Annotated in this window: 18 protein-coding genes; 9 read left to right on the forward strand and 9 right to left on the reverse strand. The window is 41.0% G+C overall.

All coding sequences use genetic code 11. From position 1 onward, the window contains the following. The 5 genes from WBM98_RS08855 to WBM98_RS08875 all read left to right on the forward strand — a co-directional run. Positions 1-978 (forward strand): glycosyl hydrolase family 65 protein (locus WBM98_RS08855; RefSeq protein ID WP_424365662.1); only part of this gene is annotated, 978 nt, incomplete at its 5' end. Next, positions 979-2,856 carry an alpha-amylase family glycosyl hydrolase gene (locus WBM98_RS08860; RefSeq protein ID WP_424365663.1) on the forward strand — a complete coding sequence of 626 codons (1,878 nt, stop codon included), beginning with the start codon at positions 979-981 and terminating at the stop codon, positions 2,854-2,856. Positions 2,857-2,887: 31 nt separating this feature from the next. Then, on the forward strand, positions 2,888-3,643 hold the full coding sequence (locus tag WBM98_RS08865) for a glycerophosphodiester phosphodiesterase (RefSeq protein ID WP_424365664.1): 756 nt from the start codon (positions 2,888-2,890) through the stop codon (positions 3,641-3,643). Then, on the forward strand, positions 3,643-4,932 hold the full coding sequence (locus WBM98_RS08870; RefSeq protein WP_424365665.1) for an NAD(P)/FAD-dependent oxidoreductase: 1,290 nt from the start codon (positions 3,643-3,645) through the stop codon (positions 4,930-4,932). The genes WBM98_RS08865 and WBM98_RS08870 overlap by 1 nt, the downstream gene beginning before the upstream one ends. Continuing rightward, on the forward strand, positions 4,929-5,468 hold the full coding sequence (locus WBM98_RS08875) for a DUF1697 domain-containing protein (RefSeq protein ID WP_424365666.1): 540 nt from the start codon (positions 4,929-4,931) through the stop codon (positions 5,466-5,468). The genes WBM98_RS08870 and WBM98_RS08875 overlap by 4 nt, the downstream gene beginning before the upstream one ends. On the opposite strand, the gene WBM98_RS08880 is transcribed toward WBM98_RS08875, so the two are convergent. After that, positions 5,465-5,938 (reverse strand): TspO/MBR family protein, encoded by a 474-nt coding sequence (locus tag WBM98_RS08880; protein WP_424365667.1) that lies wholly within the window; start codon positions 5,936-5,938, stop codon positions 5,465-5,467. The genes WBM98_RS08875 and WBM98_RS08880 overlap by 4 nt on opposite strands. Positions 5,939-6,028: 90 nt before the next feature. Here WBM98_RS08880 and WBM98_RS08885 point away from each other — a divergent pair, with 90 nt between their 5' ends. The 3 genes from WBM98_RS08885 to WBM98_RS08895 all read left to right on the forward strand — a co-directional run bounded on the left by WBM98_RS08885 (position 6,029) and on the right by WBM98_RS08895 (position 9,203). Further along, complete coding sequence (locus WBM98_RS08885; RefSeq protein ID WP_424365668.1) at positions 6,029-7,126, forward strand: diphosphomevalonate/mevalonate 3,5-bisphosphate decarboxylase family protein; 1,098 nt, start codon at positions 6,029-6,031, stop codon at positions 7,124-7,126. A 221-nt stretch (positions 7,127-7,347) separates the two neighbouring features. Beyond that, positions 7,348-8,286: a mevalonate kinase family protein gene (locus WBM98_RS08890; protein ID WP_424365669.1), complete on the forward strand. Its 939-nt coding sequence runs from the start codon at positions 7,348-7,350 to the stop codon at positions 8,284-8,286. 11 nt (positions 8,287-8,297) lie between these two features. Then, positions 8,298-9,203 (forward strand): geranylgeranylglycerol-phosphate geranylgeranyltransferase, encoded by a 906-nt coding sequence (locus tag WBM98_RS08895; protein WP_424365670.1) that lies wholly within the window; start codon positions 8,298-8,300, stop codon positions 9,201-9,203. A 52-nt stretch (positions 9,204-9,255) separates the two neighbouring features. Here WBM98_RS08895 and WBM98_RS08900 read toward each other — a convergent pair whose 3' ends face one another. Next, the gene (locus WBM98_RS08900) at positions 9,256-12,054 is read right to left on the reverse strand and encodes an alpha/beta hydrolase family protein (protein ID WP_424365671.1); all 2,799 of its coding nucleotides are present in this window, start codon (positions 12,052-12,054) and stop codon (positions 9,256-9,258) included. 200 nt (positions 12,055-12,254) lie between these two features. On the opposite strand from WBM98_RS08900, the gene WBM98_RS08905 reads away from it, so the two are divergent. After that, positions 12,255-13,097 (forward strand): pseudouridine synthase, encoded by an 843-nt coding sequence (locus tag WBM98_RS08905; RefSeq protein WP_424365672.1) that lies wholly within the window; start codon positions 12,255-12,257, stop codon positions 13,095-13,097. Between the two features lie 101 nt (positions 13,098-13,198). Here WBM98_RS08905 and WBM98_RS08910 read toward each other — a convergent pair whose 3' ends face one another. The 7 genes from WBM98_RS08910 to proB form a co-directional block, all read right to left on the reverse strand. Then, on the reverse strand, positions 13,199-14,806 hold the full coding sequence (locus WBM98_RS08910; protein WP_424365673.1) for a M1 family metallopeptidase: 1,608 nt from the start codon (positions 14,804-14,806) through the stop codon (positions 13,199-13,201). A gap of 37 nt (positions 14,807-14,843) precedes the next feature. Further along, positions 14,844-16,124, reverse strand: coding sequence for an argininosuccinate lyase (gene argH / locus WBM98_RS08915; RefSeq protein ID WP_424365674.1), 1,281 nt, complete (start codon positions 16,122-16,124; stop codon positions 14,844-14,846). Between the two features lie 86 nt (positions 16,125-16,210). Beyond that, on the reverse strand, positions 16,211-17,284 hold the full coding sequence (locus WBM98_RS08920) for a M20 family metallo-hydrolase (RefSeq protein ID WP_424365675.1): 1,074 nt from the start codon (positions 17,282-17,284) through the stop codon (positions 16,211-16,213). Further along, positions 17,281-18,060, reverse strand: coding sequence for an acetylglutamate kinase (gene argB, locus WBM98_RS08925; RefSeq protein ID WP_424365676.1), 780 nt, complete (start codon positions 18,058-18,060; stop codon positions 17,281-17,283). Before argB ends, WBM98_RS08920 begins: the two co-directional genes overlap by 4 nt. Positions 18,061-18,213: 153 nt before the next feature. Continuing rightward, positions 18,214-18,588 carry an endonuclease domain-containing protein gene (locus tag WBM98_RS08930; RefSeq protein ID WP_424365677.1) on the reverse strand — a complete coding sequence of 125 codons (375 nt, stop codon included), beginning with the start codon at positions 18,586-18,588 and terminating at the stop codon, positions 18,214-18,216. Beyond that, the gene (locus tag WBM98_RS08935) at positions 18,585-19,526 is read right to left on the reverse strand and encodes an acetylornithine carbamoyltransferase (protein WP_424365678.1); all 942 of its coding nucleotides are present in this window, start codon (positions 19,524-19,526) and stop codon (positions 18,585-18,587) included. The genes WBM98_RS08930 and WBM98_RS08935 overlap by 4 nt, the downstream gene beginning before the upstream one ends. Positions 19,527-19,536: 10 nt before the next feature. Continuing rightward, positions 19,537-20,301 (reverse strand): glutamate 5-kinase, encoded by a 765-nt coding sequence (gene proB, locus WBM98_RS08940; RefSeq protein ID WP_424365679.1) that lies wholly within the window; start codon positions 20,299-20,301, stop codon positions 19,537-19,539. Positions 20,302-20,339 lie beyond the last annotated feature (38 nt).

Raw genomic sequence — 20,339 nt, forward strand, 5'->3', positions numbered from 1 at the left:
CGTTTTACGGGAGATTACTCCTATATCCCTGAGATGGGGCTTGAAGTCTTGATCGGTATCGCCCGTTTCTGGTTCCAAAGGGCCAATTATTCAGAGAACAAGAAAAAGTATGTCATCCTTGGCGTGACCGGCCCTAATGAGTACGAGAATAACGTGAACAACAACTGGTATACGAATTACTTGGCAAAATGGTGTATTGAATACGCCCTAGAACAGTTACAAAAGGTAAAAGATGGCTATCCCGATGACTATCTGCGTATTATAGGACATACGCAGTTAACATCCAACGAAACTGACAAGTGGAAAGGGGTGGCCAAAAACATGTACTTCCCCTATTCAGAAGAATATGGCGTCTATCTACAACAAGATGGCTTTTTGGATAAGGAGTTGATCACAGCAGAGCATTTGAAAAAATTGGACCGTCCCATCAACCAGAAATGGAGCTGGGACCGAATTTTAAGGTCCCCCTATATAAAACAGGCCGATGTACTCCAAGGGTTTTATTTCTTTGAAGATCATTTTACCCTAGAGGAGCTACAACAACATTTCGATTTTTATGAGCCGTTTACCGTTCATGAATCCTCACTTTCACCATGTGTACACTGTATTCAGGCAGCTAAATTAGATCATATGGACCAGGCATATCGGTTTTATCTAAGAACCTCAAGATTAGACCTCGATGACTATAACAAGGAAGTTGACGAGGGGCTGCATATAACATCGATGGCAGGGACTTGGATGAGTATCGTTGAAGGTTTTGGTGGATTACGGATTATTGATGATAAATTGTCATTTACCCCACGAATTCCTAAAGAATGGAAATCCTATTCGTTCAAGATAAACTTTAGGAATAGAATACTTAAAGTGACCGTAACGGCTACAGAGACTAAATTTAAACTGGAAGGTAAGGAGCAAATGTCATTACGCCTAAACGGAAAACGGGTGGAGTTGAATCCGAATACGGAAATATCAGCATAAATGAAAATTTCCAGGGCCTTCACTTTAATGCTTGTGATCTATATTTTCCAAGCTTGTACGATTCAAAAGGAGAACAAACATATGGCATCCCAGAATAATAAAAGAAAAGAAGTAGTCTATCAGGTTTTCACCCGACTTTTTGGAAATACGAATACGACCAACAAACCTTGGGGAACCATTGCGGAGAATGGCGTGGGCAAATTTTCCGATTTTTCCGATAAGGCCCTTAAGGAAATAAAAGATCTTGGTGTGACCTATATTTGGTATACAGGGGTGCCACATCATGATGTAATCACGGACTATACCGCGTATGGAATTTCCAAAGATGACCCTGATATTGTAAAAGGCAGGGCGGGGTCACCCTATGCTGTTAAGGATTATTATAATGTAAATCCTGATTTGGCGGACGATCCCTCTAACAGGTTGGAAGAGTTTAAGGAATTAATCAATAGGACGCATCAAGTTGGACTTAAAGTACTTATCGACATAGTTCCGAACCATGTCGCCCGAAATTATGAAGGAGCATCCACTCCTGTGGGGCTTGAACCTTTTGGGGCTTCTGACGACAATACGGTCGAGTACAAGCGGGATAATAATTTTTATTACATTCCGAACGAGGCGTTCAAAGTACCCGAATGGCGTAACGGTTATTTGCCGTTGGGTGGCGAAGCCCATGCAATGGCGGATGGAAAGTTCGATGAAAATCCGGCAAAATGGACAGGGAATGGCTCTCGAATGGCCCAGCCCGATATGAATGATTGGTATGAGACTGTGAAGATAAATTACGGGGTACGCCCCGATGGGTCGTATGATTTTGATAGGCTCCCCGAGGGCTTTGAGTTTAAGGACTATCCGGATCATTATGAGTTTTGGTCCACTAAGGAGGTGCCCAGTTCTTGGGTGAAATTCAGGGATATCGCTTTGTTTTGGTTGGGGCAGGGAGTAGATGGCTTCCGTTACGATATGGCTGAAATGGTTCCCGTAGAATTTTGGAGCTATATGAATTCCTATATTAAAATGACCAATCCTGATGCCTTTCTTTTGGCCGAGGTCTATAATCCCGGAATGTATCGCGAATATATTTTTAAGGGTAAGATGGATTATCTCTATGATAAGGTCGAGTTATACGATTCCTTAAAGCATATTATGCAGGGTCATGGATGGACAGACCATATTCCTGTCGTACAGAATAATCTGAAGGAAATTGAGCACCATATGCTCCATTTTCTCGAGAACCACGATGAACAACGCATCGCAAGTCCGGATTTTGCCGGGGATGCCGAACGGGGCAAACCGGCCATGGTGGTGTCAGCGACCCTAAGTACGTCCCCCACCATGATCTATTTTGGGCAAGAAGTAGGTGAGCCTGGAAAAGAAAACGCCGGATTCGGCCAGCCCACACGCACTTCTATTTTTGACTATATCGGCGTGCCACACCATCAGCGCTGGGTGAACGACAAAAAATTTGATGGCGGGCAATTGTCCGTTAAAGAAAAGGAACTGCGTGATTTTTATAAAACCTTATTGAATTTTACCATTGGCAGCGAGGCCTTAATGGGTAATTATAGGGATATCCATTATTACAATCGAGACCATACCGCGAATTACAACCATCGGGTATTGTCCTATGTGCGATGGTCGGCCAATGAAAAGCTGTTGGTTGTTTCAAACTTTGATGCCAATGATGCCTATGAATTTGATTTAAAAATCCCGAAAGACATTATTTCAATGTGGCTTCTTAAGGATGGGGTCTATGGTATGAAGGACCAATTAAATCCAAAAAACGAAAAAAAACTAAGGGTTGCGGAGGGCATGGGTAACATAAAGATCAAGATAAAGCCCCTCGATTCCTTCCTATTTAAATTGGTATTCGATTGAAGAATCAATAGTTGAACAAAACGCTAAATAGATGAAAAATACTACAAAATTCAGTGTACTTCTGCTATCTTTGGTCTTGTTTCAAAATTGTACAATGAAAGAGGAACCCTTGGTTATTGGTCATCGTGGGGCTATGGGTCATGAGGTTGAAAACACCTTGGCGTCCGTACAAAAAGCGATGGATCTTGGGGTTGATATGATCGAAATCGACGTATTTAAAATCAAAAGTGGTGAAATAGTTGTTTTTCATGATGTATATCTCGATAGATTGACCGATACTTCAGGTAAAATAGAAGATTTCGATTTTCAACATTTAAGTCAAGTGAAGGTTGCTGGGGGGAATGCCATACCACTTTTGAACGATGTACTGAACATTATAGATAAAAAGGTCATTTTGAATATAGAATTGAAAGGTGCAGGTACCGCAGAAAAAGTGGATTCTTTGGTAAGGAACTTTATCGATCAGAAAGCAGGTTCGAACAAGGATTTTATCATTTCAAGTTTTAAATGGGACGAATTACGCACGATGAGAAGACTCAATTCCGAAATACCCATTGCCATCCTTACAGAGAATGATCCCCTTGAAGGTATACCTATTGCCCAAGAACTCCATGCTGTGGCCATAAATCCCGATTTCGAAAAACTGGATCCGACAAAAGTCCAAAAGATCAAGAAAGCAGGGTTTAAAATCTATGCATGGACCGTTAATGAACCCAGCGATATTGAAATGGTCAAATCATGGGCCGTAGATGGTATCATTACCAACTTTCCTGAAAGAATCAATTGATGTTCGATGTAATCATTGTAGGGGGCGGGGCCGCAGGTTTCTATGCTGCGATCCATATGGCCGAAATAAATCCCAATCTTGATATTGCGATTTTGGAAAGGGGAAAAGATGTTCTAAAAAAAGTCAGGATTTCTGGGGGAGGACGTTGTAATGTGACCAATGGGGAATCTGACCCAAAGGAATTGACCGCTAATTATCCCCGTGGTTCCAAAGAGTTATTGGGACCCTTGTATTCCCATGGCACTCAAGATACCATGCAATTCTTTATCGATAGGGGCGTGCCCTTGAAAATTGAGGATGATGGTCGGGTGTTTCCTGAATCAAACAGTTCCCAAACCATCGTTGACTATTTTTTGAATGAAACGGCCCGCCTGGGAATCAGGGTCTTTAGACAGAGTTCTGTTATCGCAATAGAAGCTGAAACAAGGGAAGATTCTAGCCAAAGATGGAGAATAACCACGGTAAAAAAGGAATATTTCTGCAAAAAGGTTTTGGTTGCAGCAGGTAGTAACCCCAAAGTATGGCAGCTTCTTGAAAAACTGGACCATACCATTGTCCCCCCTGTCCCCTCATTGTTTACTTTTAATATTACCGACGAACGGATTGCCGGAATACAAGGTATAAGTACCCCTGCCAGGGTCGAGGTCCTTCCAAAAAACACATTTAAACCAGAGATCACCCTAAAACTCAAAAGCAAGGAAAACGAGAAAACCCTGTTTAGTGCCGAGGGTCCTCTGCTTATAACACATTGGGGACTAAGCGGCCCGGCCATATTGCGACTGTCCGCTTGGGGAGCACTAACATTAAACGAGTATAAATATCATTTTCCAATTCGGGTCAATTGGCTTCCTGAATATCATCAAGGTTCCGTTTTGCCTTTATTGATGGAGGTAAAGGAAGTCGAGGCCAAGAAAACGGTGTTACGGACCAAGGCCGTAGAAATCCCTAGACGGCTTTGGACGAATTTGGTCAAGGCTTCGGGAATTGAGAAAGATGAAAAATGGGCAGAAGTTACCAAAGAACAATTACAGCATCTTGCCGATCAATTGACCAATGGTAGGTTTTTAGTGGAAGGCAAAAGTACCTTTAAAGATGAATTTGTAACCGCTGGGGGCATTGACCTTAAGGAAATCAATTTTAAGACCTACGAAAGCAAGATCCATAAAAATCTCTATTTTGCTGGGGAAATTATCAATGTGGATGCCATTACAGGAGGATTTAATTTTCAAAATGCCTGGACAAGTGGCTATATAGCTGCCCATGCCATCGCTGAAGCGTTCAAAAAATGACCTATATCGCTTTTTTAAGGGGAATCAACGTAGGCGGTCATAAGAAGATCAAGATGGCCGACTTGCGAAGTCTAATGGAAAATATCGGATTCCATGATGTTTTAACCTACATACAAAGTGGTAATCTAATTTTCAAAAGTGATATACCGGATCATAGGGATGTCGAATCTAAAATTTCGAAAACAATTTTGGACCACTATGGTTTTGATGTTGCCGTAGTTGTCAAAAAGCGTTTTGAACTTATGCAGTTTTTGGGCAAAAACCCTTTTAAGTTCCCAGAGGATATCAAGGATAATAAAGTCTATTTTGTTTTATTGAAAAATGAACCGGAACAAGAGGGGGTAGAAGCTTTATCAGCAATGCAGTTCGATAATGAGCACCTTGTGATCACACCAACATGTGTTTATTTAAAATGTAATTTGGGTGCCGGGAAGGCCAAATGCAACAACAATCTTATAGCGCGCAAACTTAAGGTCGATACGACGTCCCGTAATCATAGAACCCTTATGAAAATATTGGAATTATCGGGGGATTAATTCAATTCCCAGATTTTATAATTCAAAGCCGTGGCAAAACAAACCCACAAAAAATAAGGAACAAGCAACCAAGCGGCAAATTTGCTTACGATCCTGAACCAACGAATGGTCAAGACAATTAAAACAAGCATGAAAATGATGACCACAAGCCCCCAGAAAGGTTCTTTAAAGCCAAAGAAAACAATACTCCAAGTAGCATTCAATAGTAATTGAAAAGCAAAATGGTACAAAGCCGTCTTAACCCATAAGTGGTGGAAACCTTTGGCCCAGACAATTCCGGCCGCTATCCCCATCATAATATAAAGTGCTGTCCATACAGGCGCAAATACCCAATTAGGAGGATTAAAATCAGGTTTATTCAACGTCAGGTACCAATCATTTACCGAACTCTGGGTCGCGAAACTGGATAAAAATCCGACGACCAGACAAACACCCACTGCCAAAGCAATATAGGTTAACTTTTTTTTCATTGGGTTGATTATTATCCCCTAAAATAAGGATTAAATCTATTGGTGGTATACGATCTACTTAAAAACTATCTTTGTATAAATTCTAGAATAATGACGCATACAGAATTCCTTCCCTCAAAATATAACCGGATCGTAACGGAAGGGAAGGTGACCTTTAAAGCGCCAAGTAATATCGCCTTGGTGAAATATTGGGGCAAAAAAGAGGATCAGATTCCTGCCAATCCATCCCTTAGTTTTACCTTGGATGCCTGTGCAACCACGACATCGATATCCTATGCCATAGTAAAGGGTAAAGGGTCTGGGTTTTCGTTTGAGTTCTTGTTCGATGGTAAGCCCAAACCAGATTTTGAACCTAAAATCCTAACGTTTTTTAAACGCATTGTATATTATCTTCCTTTTTTAAGGGAGTATCATTTTACGATTGATACCTCGAATTCATTCCCACATAGTAGTGGTATTGCCTCATCGGCAAGTGGAATGGCCGCACTGGCTTTGGGTCTTATGCATCTTGAGAAGGAATTGGACCCTAAAATCACCCAGGAATTCTTTTTTAGAAAGGCCTCTTTCTTGGCCCGCCTAGGCTCGGGCAGTGCATGTCGCAGTATAGAGGGCGATTTGATGCTGTGGGGCGGCCATAAGGATATTCCGGGCAGCTCAGACCTATATGCCATAAAATATCCTTTTGAAGTTCATGACGTATTCCATGGGTATCATGATACGATTCTATTGGTGGATAAAGGTCAAAAGCAGGTCAGTAGTACGGTAGGCCATGATTTGATGCATGGCCATCCTTTTGCGGAACAGCGCTTTGCACAGGCCCATGAGCACATATCAAAACTTAGGGGCGTATTGGCTACTGGGGATTTAAAAGAGTTCATTTCTATCGTTGAAAGTGAGGCGTTGACCTTACATGCCATGATGATGACCAGCAGGCCTTATTTTATATTGATGAAACCGAACACATTGAAAATCATTGAAAAAATTTGGGCATTTCGCGCCACTTCCAACACCCATCTTTGCTTTACTTTGGATGCCGGTGCGAATGTGCACGTATTGTATCCGAAAGACGAGAAAGAAAAAGTAAACCAATTTATTAAGGATGAGTTGGTTGCATATTGTGAAAACGGACAGTATATTTGCGACAGAATTGGTTTTGGCGCAAAAAGAGTATTACCTGCACAGGTATAATTTATAGGGATAAAGTGACGTTAGATTAGGACACGTACAATACAAAGTAGCGGAGTTTTTGATTGGAACAAAGATTTTGTTTATCTTTATAATAGTTTTATTGAACAAAAACAGTTTTTGATGTAGAAACCCACAACCTGTTATATGCGATAATTGGATGTGATTCTTAAATTGGCATGTAGTAGTTTTTACCGCTACGGTGTTGAAACTTATTATTAATTATGAAAGGACCATTATTTTATTCTAAAATCCTTCTTTTTGGGGAGTATGGCATCATTAAGGATTCCAAAGGACTTTCCATACCCTATAATTTTTTTAAGGGAGCTTTGAAAAAGGATGGAAACCCATCGGGTGAGGCCTTGAAGTCCAATGGATATTTGAAGGACTTTGTTTCTTATTTAGAGAACGTCGTGGCCAAAGAACCAAAACTGGTTTCTTTTGATTTTAAGAATCTAAGGAACGATGTAGAGGAGGGAATGTATTTTGACAGTTCAATTCCGCAGGGTTATGGCGTAGGTAGTAGTGGTGCCTTGGTCGCCGCGATCTATGACAAATATGCATTGGATAAAATTACCGTTCTTGAGAATTTAACCCGGGAGAAACTCCTGCGGTTAAAAGCGATCTTTGGAAAGATGGAATCCTTCTTTCATGGTAAGTCCTCTGGTTTAGATCCCTTGAACAGTTATCTAAGCTTACCGATCCTTATCAATTCCCAAGATAATATAGAATCAACCAGTATTCCTTCCCAAAACAAAGAGGGAAAAGGCGCGGTATTTTTATTGGATAGCGGCTCTACGGGCGAGACGGCCCCTATGGTACAGTTGTTTATGGAGAAAATGAAGCAGGAAGGCTTTCGCCAAATGTTGAAAAATCAATTCATCAAGCACACCGACGCCTGTGTTGAGGATTTTATCAATGGAAACATAAAATCCCTTTTTGGAAACTTAAAGCAATTGTCACATGTTGTTTTAGATAACTTCAAACCCATGATTCCTGTCAAGTTCCATAAGTTATGGGAACAGGGTATCGAAACAAACGACTACTATTTAAAACTTTGTGGATCTGGCGGCGGCGGCTATATTTTAGGCTTTACCGAGGATATTGACAAGGCAAGACACATTCTCAAGGACTACAAATTGGAAGTAGTTTACAACTTCTAAGATTCCTCAACATGCTGAGCAGAAAAAACAAGCTCTTACTACTTAAGATGTTGAGCCTGTTTTCTATTGTACGGGGCTATAATATCTTGATGATTGCCCTTGCCCAATACTTGGCTTCCATTTATATTCTAGCCCCTGATATGCCCTTACGTGGGGTAGTTTTCGATTTGAATCTTTTTTGTATCGTACTCTCTTCGACCTTGGTCATTGCGGCAGGGTATATCATTAATAGCTTTTACGACGCTGAAAAGGACCTGATCAATAAACCCAGGAAAAGTATGCTAGATCGCCTGGTTGGGCAACGCACAAAACTAACCGCCTATTTTACCATGAATTTTCTGGCCGCGTTTTTTGCAAGCTATGTTTCGTTCAGGGCGGTTTTCTTCTTTTCGGCGTATATTTTTGGTATTTGGTTGTATTCCCACAAATTGAAAAAGGTGCCATTTCTGGGAAATTTTGTTTCAGCTACCTTGGCCATTGCCCCGTTTTTTGCCGTATTTGTGTATTACAAGAACTTCGATAAGGTCATATTCGTACATGCCTTGTTTCTGTTTCTATTGATATTGGCCCGTGAAATGATCAAGGACTTAGAGAATATTGCCGGCGATATGGCCCAGAATTACAAAACGATTCCCATTTTGTATGGGACGAAGATGTCCAAATTGGGTATTACGGTATTGATAGCGATGACCCTGATACCTTCACTCTTGCTCATAAATTATTTTGATGTGGGTTATATGTACCTCTATTTTATAGCCTGTATTGCTTTGTTGATCGTTTTTCTTGTGCTGCTCTGGAAGTCGAGAACGAAGTTTCATTATGTATGGCTGCACAACATTTTAAAATTAATTATCGTTTTGGGGGTTTTCAGTATTTTGCTGATTAATGTCGACCTTGTATTGAACCGGATTTTATAATGATGAATGTACTGAAAGTAGTCCGTGCCCAAATTGTTTCGGTCTGGTTGGATTATTCGTCGACTTCATTTTCGAGTAGTTCATACCCATGTTTTATACCCTTTTCGATGGCCGGAACGCCGCGTTCCATCCACTGTGGTTTTGACGCGCCTTTTAGATAATGGTCAAAAAATTGCGCCATTCTAATATTGAAATCCTTACGGTTTTGAAGTTTTAATGGCCAGTGGGGTTCGCCGTTATAGTTCAAAAACCATGCAGGCTTTCCCAAACGGCGTAAGCTTACAAAAAACTCGATACCTTGGTACCATGGCACATGGCCATCAGCATCATTATGCATGATCAATAGGGGCGTATTTATTTTGTCGATATTGAAAATGGGCGAATTTTCGATATATCGAATTGGATATTCCCAAGGAGTACCACCTATTCTACTTTGTGTATGCTCATATTGAAATTGACGACTTAGTCCGGTCCACCAGCGAATACCACCATAAGCACTGATCATATTTGGTACCGGTGCTCCTGACTCGGCGGCCTTGAAAATGTCGGTTTTAGTAACGAGATATGCGATTTGATAGCCGCCCCAGCTATGGCCTTGCACCCCGATATTGTCATTGTCGATAAATCCTTTTTCAACTAAGGAGGTTATACCGGGAATTACACAGTTGTAGGCGCTTTCTCCTGGATACCCTATGCGATAATGCACATCAGGATTGAAGATCACATACCCTCGACTAGTATAAAAACTATAATTCAATGAGGAACGTTCGGCGTGTGGCGCACGGTGCTTATGCAGGAGGTCAGCGCTTTTTTCATAGAAGTTCACCAATAAGGGATATTTCTTTCTTGGGTCAAAATTTTCAGGCTTAACAAGCAGGCCCGTCAACTGTTCACCGTCCAAGGAAGTCCAGTCCACTAATTCGATAGTCCCCCAATTATATTCTTTCTGTTGCGGATTGGCATGGCTTATGGTCTTAGTGTCTTTGAAATTTATATCGGCCACGAGAAGATCGGGAAACTCTTGAAACGATTCCCTGGTGAAAAGCAGCCTATTCGTTAATTTAGCCTTTATTGGTTTTGAGTATTTGTAGGCACCTGAGAGTAATGACTTTAACTGATTTCTTTTTGGGTCAAAACTGGCATAGCCACCATCTTTTGTGGTTTCATTGAAGCTAGTCAACAGCCATTTATCTTTTAGGGGTATATGCCGCAGTTCTTCATCGAGGTTCACATAGCGGTAGACGGTTTTATTTTCGCGACCTGAAGTTAACTTAATGCCTTTGCCTGTATCTGGATTGACCTTCCATAAGTCATATCTGTCATATAATATAATATGGGTATCATCCTCGGTCCATCCGGCATTTCCATAAGGGGATGGAAAATCGGGAGAGTCGTTTTGTTCATCATAGAAAACCTTGCCTTTTGTTAAAGTCGTATATGCCCCGTTCGAAAGTTTATAGGTGATCCAAGTACTATCGGGTAGACTATAGCCGAAGGCATACTTTCCTTTCGGACTTAACCGAAGTTGAGGCGCCTTTTTTATTTCAAGCGCTACTGTACCAGTTTCAGTGTTTACAATACGATAGTCATAAGCATTTCTGCCAGTCCATTGGCTTTCCAACTCATAAGGCCGCGAAGTTTCTGTTAATGCATATAGGGCATTGCCCTCATCGCCCAAATCAGTGTCAAAATATTTGCTATTACCGAGTTGCACTAGTTTATTGTTCTTTAAATTGATAACCGTTTTGTATGAAAGAATGGTGTCATTTTTTAATTGTATTTCTTGTGTCGTGTACAATCTAGGTTCGTCATAGGTCCACACTTCTACGTTCACGATTTCATCTTCGATAAGGGTGGTGTCTTTAATGATTGGAGGCTTGGCTAATCCGAAGAAAAACTTTGACTCATCTTTTGAAAAATGGATCTTACCATGATGGGACACCATATAGGCCGAGGGCGCACTGTTCGAATCCAGCATCTTTTTAGCCTCAGCATCAATTGTTCTCCATAGATAAAGCTCGTTTGGACGTATCTGCACTTTGGTGGTATCGGTATCTACTATAAAGCCTAATTTTTCACCTGAGTCACTAAAATTCAATTGATGGTATTTTGCCTTGTAGAATCCATGTACATTGGTTGTTTTGTGGGATTCTAAATCCATGACATATACCCCAGCGGCAGAATCTTTAGCTTTGCCAGTAGTGGCATAGGCGAACCATTTACCTTTTTTCGCGAAAATAAAATCGGTCACAAACTTCAAAGTGTCTTGTAGTTCGGTTTCCAAATTTCTCAAGACCACGTGATACCCATTTTTTTTATCCACCTTCTTGGGTTTCCCCTTCTGCTTTTCCTTTTTTTCAGTTAACGAATCTTTATCCGTATCCTTTTCTGTTTTTATTTCTTCCAATTCATAGGCCACGTATCCTGACCATTTTTCCGGAATTTTAAAAGATTTGACATTGGCTATTTTCGTAAGACTTCCATTGCTCAAATTTAGGATGCCCAACGAATCCTTTGGCAAATCATCTTTTTTGATCTTCCTGCTTTTCATAGCTCTGACACTATCTTTCCAAGCCTGAATGTTAAATAGTACAAATTCGGAATCATAGGTGAAGTTTCCATTGTTGGCACGTTCATGTTCAAAGACCATATCGCCATGTATATCATTGATTTTTAGGAATTGATCCTTTTCGCCTTTTTCCAAGGAGTATAGTACATAGTTTCCATTTGGGGATATTCTTTCTCCATTAATAGTGTTCCATATTTCGATATCGGCATGTTCAAGAACTTTTTTTTGACAAAAAATAGAAGTTGAAAAAAGGAGAAGGAAAAGAAAAATATACTTTGTCATGATATGATCTATTAATGAATACTCAAATATAAAGTTTAATTAAAATAAGGATTGATTTTTCATTGATTAGATGTGTACAGCTAGGATTTGGAAAGCATTGCATATCTGACCAATTTAAGGTTGACCTTGAAGTCAAAGATGAATTATTTGCCTGTTGTAAGATTGATATGCTTTGTTACCTTTGCAAAAATAATAATGCTATGGGTAGGTCAGATTCGAATGAAGGTAATAGGGCATCAGGGCGACAGGGAGGCTCATTTAGAAAGAAGAGTTACGCTCGGGGAAATGCACCCATTAAAAAGAAAAGGGAACCCCAAAAACCAGCAGATCCTGATTTGATCCGCTTAAACAAATATGTGGCCAATTCAGGAGTATGCTCTCGAAGGGATGCTGATATTTATATTGCCGCCGGGAATATTACCGTCAATGGAAAAGCCATCACCGAAATGGGCTATAAGGTCAGAAAGACCGATGTGGTAAAATTCGATGGGCGGTTGCTCAATCCTGAAAAGAAGGAATATGTTCTGTTGAACAAACCCAAGGATTTTTCGACTACGATTCGCGATGAAAGCGGTAAAAGAAATGTGAATGGTCTAATATCAAATGCCTCAAAATCAACTCTGTTACCTGTGGACAAGATGGGGAAAGAGGCTACCGGACTTTTATTGTTCACCAATGATGGCGAAATGACCAAGCGATTGAAGACCCCCAAAAACGGACTACGAAAAATCTATCATGTGGTATTGAACCGGGAACTTCGCAGTGCCGATCTAAAGAAAATACAGGAGGGCATTGTTCTGGATGAAAAACCTGTACGCGTGCAGGATATCAGTTTTATTGATGATGCTCCAAAACGTGAAGTCGGTATTGAGATTTTTAGTTCAAAGCATAAGATCGTAGAACGTCTTTTTGAACATTTGGAATATGAAGTAGTCAAAATAGACCGTGTTGCCTATGCAGGTTTGACCAAAAAAGATCTTCCCAGGGGTCACTGGCGCTATTTGACCGATCAAGAAGTAGTTAACCTTGGTATGATCCGGTAGGGCATCTTCCCCATAAAATAGGGGGAATCCTATTTTTACCTTTTTGTAAGGACTTCATAAATAAGATTGCCTGCTAGGGCATTTCCCGATTTTTATAAGGATCAGTTTGGTATTTCCTCGAAAAGGAGCCAGTATCTTGGGTCGAGAATGATATGGTCGGGGCGGTCTTTGCTTTTTATTTCAAATTCCATGAATCGTTGATCGACATTTACTTTGATGATTTTGACAACATCCTCGTTCACAAGGCCAATTTCAAGTGGAAAATCGAAAATATGATGCTCTTGTAGTTGTTCCAGATTGATGTTGACCTTTCCTTTTTCATAGTTCCATTCCCATTTAATTTCAGGGTGTCCTTTGGTATATACCCATTGTTGAAAAAAGGTTTCCAAGTTTTCATTTGAGACCGCTTCGATAGATTTTCTAAAATCAGCGGTCAATACATTAGAATCCTGATAGGTGTGGTAATAGTTGCGTATACCCTTCCAAAATAACTCATCACCCAATTTATGACGCAGCATATTCAAAACCCAACTGCCTTTTTGGTAGGTGTTTATACTTAAAACGCGCAAGGGGTCTTTAATGGTAAGGTCAACAATGGGCGACGGATTCTGTCTATAATAATCAATGACCTGTTTTCTGTCTAGAGCTAATTCATCTTTTCGTTTTTCATCCCCATACACATGTTCTAAATACAAGATTGAAAAATAAGTTGCAAAGCTTTCACTCAACCACACATGGTTCCATGATTTCTCAGTGGCCGAATTGCCAAACCATTGGTGTGCGATTTCATGGGCGATCAAGGCCTCGACCGTATTCATTCCGGTCACCGAATCCTCAAAATAGGATATGGTCCCGGCATTCTCAAGCCCACCCCATTGTGTTTTTGCCTGCATATTTGCCAATTTGGCGTAGGAATAAGGGCCAATATTGTCGATAAAATATGCGAGCACTTTAGTAGCCACCTTATAATCGGAAAACCCTGCCAATCGATTTTCGGGATAGACCCAAGCAGTAACCGGTATATCATGGACAACATCCAACAGTTTACTGGCGAATTTGGTTACCCCTATGGTCACTACTTTCATGGCTACAGGAGCGGGCTCATGATAGGTAGTTAATTTAAAACCATTGCCCAGGTTGCTTTCCTCTATTTTTTCGCCCGTGGCTATTACATCGTAGTCTTCTGGTGCTGTTATCCGAAATTCGATGGCTGCTTTATCATAAGGGTGGTCTACCGAAGGTAACCAATGCCGCGCCAAATTGGGCCAGTTGTCTCCAAAAAAGGAACGTTGGCCAAATTTGGTAGTGCCGATCACCAACCCTTTTCGAGGTATCCCATGGTATAGCACCCTAAAGGTACTTGGGGTTATTTTTTGAGAGGATCGTTTGATTACGATCTTATCATTTTTGAAGGAATAGTCGGCCTTGCCTTCATCTTCAAATACCCCGGTTACCTCCATGCCATACGTCCCCGATTTGCCAATAAGATCCAAAACAAATTCCTTGACCCCGTTTTTAAAGGCAACTTGTATTAGGGCCTCACCCTTTATTTCATTATCAGCATCATATAAAGAGAGATTAAAGGTATAATCAAGTACATCGACCGCTTCATTTTTTGGATAAAGATCCTGGGCATCAAGATTACGAATGCCTAAAAAAAGTAATAAGGCGATCCAAAAGTATTTTTTAAGAGTAATGTAGCAATGCATCATGGGTTTTTTAAAGAAGGAGCTCCTTGGTAGAATGTTACAATATTTTCTTCATCTTCTCCCGAATCCCTTCCAAGCATAAATTTCCCAAACTACCTTCATGGGTGTGTTCAATATCGCGTTTGGGAGTAAAACTGCCCGCATTTATTTCCATACCCATTTTCTTGTAGGCATCACGGAAAGGCATTCCATTTTGTACCAGTTCGTTCAAGGTATCGACACTGAATAGGTAATCGTATTTGGGGTCCTCAAGAATGTTTTGCTTCACACGGATTTCCTGTAAACTGAATGTTAGAATTTCGAGGCAAGCCTTCAGGTCCTGAATCGCGGGAACAATGATTTCTTTGGCCAACTGAAGATCTCGATGGTACCCACTAGGAAGATTATTGGTGATCATCGTCAATTGGGTAGGTACAGCCTGAAGTTTATTACACTTTGCCCGTACCAATTCGAATACATCAGGGTTCTTCTTATGGGGCATAATACTGCTCCCTGTGGTCAATGCATCGGGAAAGGAGACAAAATCGAAATTCTGGCTCATATAAAGGCAGATGTCCATGGCCATTTTAGATAGGGTTGAGGCTATGGAAGCCATGCCAAAAGCAGTCGCTTTTTCAACCTTGCCTCGGCTCATTTGCGCTGCAACAACATTATATTTTAAGGTTTTAAAGCCTAGTTCCTTAGTGGTAAACGACCTATCGAGGGGGAAGGAGCTCCCGTAGCCCGCGGCACTGCCCAACGGATTTTGGTCCGCTACCTTAAAGGCAGCATCAATAAAGTAAAGATCATCGATGAGGCTTTCGGCATAGGCTGAAAACCATAGCCCGAAAGAAGAAGGCATGGCAATCTGTAAATGGGTGTACCCTGGCAAAAGCACATCCTTATGTTTATCGGCCAATTTCATGAGCAGATCGAATAGCGAAACGGTATCCTTTTTAATTTCAAGCAATTCACTTTTCAAGTAGAGATGCATGGCCACCAATACCTGATCATTTCTTGAACGGGCCGTATGTATTTTTTTCCCGGTATCACCCAATTTCTCAATAAGCAAAAACTCGATTTTGGAATGCATGTCCTCAAAAGAATCCTCAATGGTAAATGAACCTTGTTCGATGGTATCGGCAATATGATTCAGTTCATTGACCAAAGCAGATGTTTCCCCTTCGGTCAGTAAACCGATTTTGCCCAACATTTTGGCATGGGCTTTCGAGGCTATGACATCATATCTGGCCAATTGTAGATCCAATTCCCTATCGTTGCCCACGGTAAAATGGTCTATTTTTTTGTCTGTGCTGAATCCTTTGTCCCAGAGTTTCATAGTTCTTCTTTTTTGTCATTCCTGCGTAGGCAGTAATCTATTTTGTATTCCTAAAGGCACTTTGGCCGTATTTCATATAACCTTGATTACCCAACCAAAAATCCCTTCAATACTTGAATATACAAATCTATTCCTTCCTCGATTTCATGAACATAAATATACTCATCGGCAGAATGCGAACGCGTACTGTCCCCAGGTCCTAATTTCATCGATTGACAGGTGAGTGCCGCTTGATCCGATAAGGTAGGCGAACCATAGGTTTCACGGCCCAATTTAATTCCCGATTGTACCAACGGATGGTTTTTGTCAATAGCTGAAGAATTCAGTCGAAGGGAACGTTCTTGAAGCGTGCAAGGAGCCTCGGCCTTCAGAATATCGGCTATTTCCTTATTGCTGTAGCAATCATTGACCCGCACGTCAATCACCAGGTCGGTGTGTGATGGCACAACATTGTGTTGGTCCCCAGCATTGATCTGTGTTACGGTAAGCTTTACATCACCCAAGGCTTCCGATTTTTTTTCGAACCTATAATTTTTAAACCACTCCAATACTTTTATGGTCTTGTAGATCGAATTATCATCGTTTGGATGTGCGGCATGTGAAGGCGTACCCTTTACTACGGCATCAAATACGATCAATCCTTTTTCGGCAATGGCCAAATTCATAAGGGTCGGTTCCCCCACTATGGCTACGTCGATTTTTGGTAAACTGGGAAGTAATCCCCTCAAGCTTTTTGGCCCGGCACTCTCTTCTTCCGCCGTAGCGGCAATCAAAAGGTTGTGGCTCAAGTTTTCCGATGCATAGAAATAGGTAAATGTCGCCAATAAGGATACTAAGGCACCACCGGCATCATTACTCCCCAAGCCATAAAGTTTACCATTTTCAACCTTTGGGTCAAAAGGGTCCCGGGTATAGGCTTTGTTAGGTTGCACCGTATCGTGATGGGAGTTTAAAAGTAGCGTAGGCTTCCTATCGTGCCAATGTTTGTTCTTGGCAAATACATTGTTGTTTTCGCGTTGGAACGGAATATCAAAATCCTTGAACCAATTTTCAATGGCTTCGGCCGTATGGTGCTCTTCCCCCGAAAATGATGGGATGGAAATAAGCTCCTTTAATAGCGCGATGGCCTTTTCGGTAAGGGATTTTTGGTTTATAGTCATAAGGTTATGGTCGTAAATAATGTCGCTTTGGGTCGGAGCATTGAAATATCACCAATACAAACTTTGCTTACATGATGATTAAGGGCATGGAAACAATTTTCCATTTTGGGAAGCATGCCATCTGCAATGATTTTTTTCTCCAATAAGTCGGAATATGTTTCGGTATTTATAAATTTAACAACGGTTGCATCATCTTCCACATTCAATAATACTCCTTTTTTCTCAAAACAATAATACAATGTGGTATCAAACAAAGCACCCATGCCAATGGCAATTTCTGAGGCTATCGTATCGGCATTGGTATTTAGGAGCTGCCCCTTTCCATCATGTGAAATTGCACAGAATACGGGAGTGATTCCAGCTCTTAATAAGGTATCTATAAGTTTTGAATTAACACCTTCAATATCCCCCACAAATCCAAAATCAAGGTCTTTAATCGGTCTTTTATGTGCCATGATACTATTGCCATCGGCACCACTTAGCCCAAGGGCGTTTGTTCCCAAGGCCTGTAGCTTGGCAACGATATTCTTATTGGTAAGTCCACCGTACACCATGGTTATAACTTCAAGGCTTTTTGCATCGGTTATGCGTCTTCCATTGGCCATTTGGGATTCAATCCCTAATTGGGACGCCAACTTGGTTGCCAATTTTCCACCTCCATGGACTAAGATCTTTGCCCCTTCCAAGTGGGAGAAATTTAAAAGAAATTGGTCAAGCTCTTCTGCATTTTCGATGACATTGCCGCCAATTTTCACTATGGAAAGTTTCCGTTTCATTAGTTCTTACCTTTTAATGCTCCCCTCTTTTGATAAAGAGGGGAATGAATTCCGATTTATCGGAAGAAAGGGGAGTTTGATTAAAACGAGTTCTCTTTAGTTGCCATGAAATACAAACCCTCCGTCTCACTATAGTTCGACACCTCCCTTTAACTAAAGGGAGGAACCTTTAAAATTATCTTTTATTTCCTTAAGTACAGATTGTAGATTGTTGAACACCATTCTGTTCTCAAACCTCAATACTGTAAACCCCATTTTATCTAAATTAGAGGTTCTTTTCTCGTCAAATGCTTCGGCTGTTGGATTGTTATGCACTTCTCCATCCAATTCAATTATTAATTTTTCTTGTGCACAGTAAAAATCCACAATATAGTTTTTAATACTATGCTGCTTGGTAAATCTTTTATTGTCAAGTTTTCTAGCTTTTAAATGAGTCCATAAATAAGCCTCAGGTGGGGTAAGATTGTCCCGAAGTTCTTTTCTAAAAACAGCCAATTCCTTTTTCGTATGAATTCTTTCTTTATTCATTTTAAATTCTCCAAAAGTTTTTTCAACACCAACTGGGCAGCATACGTCCTGTTATTGGCTTGCTCAATCACTAAAGATTGGCCACTATCCAACACTGCATCCTCAACGATTACATTTCTACGAACCGGCAGGCAGTGCATGAATTTGGCATCTCCCAATTTTTCCTTGGTAATCATCCATTGTGGGTCTTGGTTTAATACCATGCCGTAATTTGAATAGCTGCTCCAATTTTTCACATATACGAAATCAGCATTTTTAAAAGCCTTTTGTTGGTCATATTCCACCGGAATATCCTTGGTGATATCGGGGTCCAATTCGTAGCCCTTGGGGTGGGTGATTACAAAATCGGCCTCTTGCAATTGCATCATTTGAACAAATGAATTGGCAACGGCATGAGGCAGGGCTTTCGGGTGGGGTGCCCATGAAAGCACCACTTTGGGTTTTGCCTTGGTCGTATTTTCAGCTAAAGTAATGGCATCGGTAAAGGCTTGTAACGGATGGCCTACCGAACTTTCCATATTCACAATTGGTACTGTGGCGTATTTTTTGAACCCGTTCAATACAACTTCCGCTTCATCCTCCGCTTTGTCGTTTAATGAGGCAAAGGCCCTAATTGCTATAATATCGCAATATTGGGAAACCACCTGGGCCGCTTCTTTAATATGTTCCGAAGCGCCTTGGTCCATAAGGGTACCATCCCCATATTCCAATGCCCAACCTTCGTTGCCGAAGTTCATGACCATGACTTCCATGCCTAAGTTCATGGCGGCCTTTTGCGTGCTTAATCGGGTTCTTAGACTATTGTTGAAGAAAAGAAGTCCGATGGTCTTGTCTGCACCCAAGGCTTTGAATTCATGGGGGTTCTTTTTTAGTAATCGGGCCTCATTCACCCAATTCGGGAGTGCATCGATATCATTAATAGAAAGGAAGTGTTTCATGGATGAAATTTCATTGTTTTATTTTGGTATGCTTGCTTATGCCCATTATGGCGTCTGTGATGAAATTATCTTTCAAACCGTTTACAATCCATGTTTCAATTCCTGCAGTTTGGGCAATGGCAGCGGCTTCAATTTTTGATTGCATTCCTCCTGTGCCATGGGAGGATTTTGAAGTGCTTATTTCCTTTTGTAAACTTTGGGTTCCTTGGACCGATTCAATCGTCTCAGGGGTATTTCCAACAAGGGATCCTTTGGTATAGATGCCATCGGTATTCGTGGCGATTATCAATAGGTCGACCTGCAATAAGGCGGCGGTCAACGCGGCCAATTTATCATTATCACCAAATTGGATCTCATCCGTAGCGACTGTGTCATTTTCATTGATGATAGGGATGAAATTATTGGCCACCAATACGTTGATGGTGTTTTTGATATTGGCCTTGGCATCTGCATTTTCAAAATCGGAATACGATAGAAGACATTGGGAGGTAAGCAATCCCAATTCCCTGAAATTCTCTTGGTAGATGCGCATTAAATGAGGTTGCCCTATGGCAGCCAGCGCTTGTTTTACATTGATTTCGGCCCCATGATGTTCCAATTTCACAAACTGTTTGGCCGCGGCAATGGCCCCTGAACTTACTATAATGAATTCGTATTCATCTTCCAGGGTTGCGATCTGTCGTGCAATATCCTCGATTTTACCGCGGGAAATCTGATTGGTTTCCTTGGTCAAGGTATTACTGCCTATTTTTAACAATATTCTTTTTTTGGTCATTGTTGTTGTCCTTTAAGACCTGCAAGGTTTCACAAACC

It is taken from the genome of Maribacter sp. (genome assembly GCF_049667165.1).
Lineage (GTDB): Bacteria > Bacteroidota > Bacteroidia > Flavobacteriales > Flavobacteriaceae > Maribacter_A.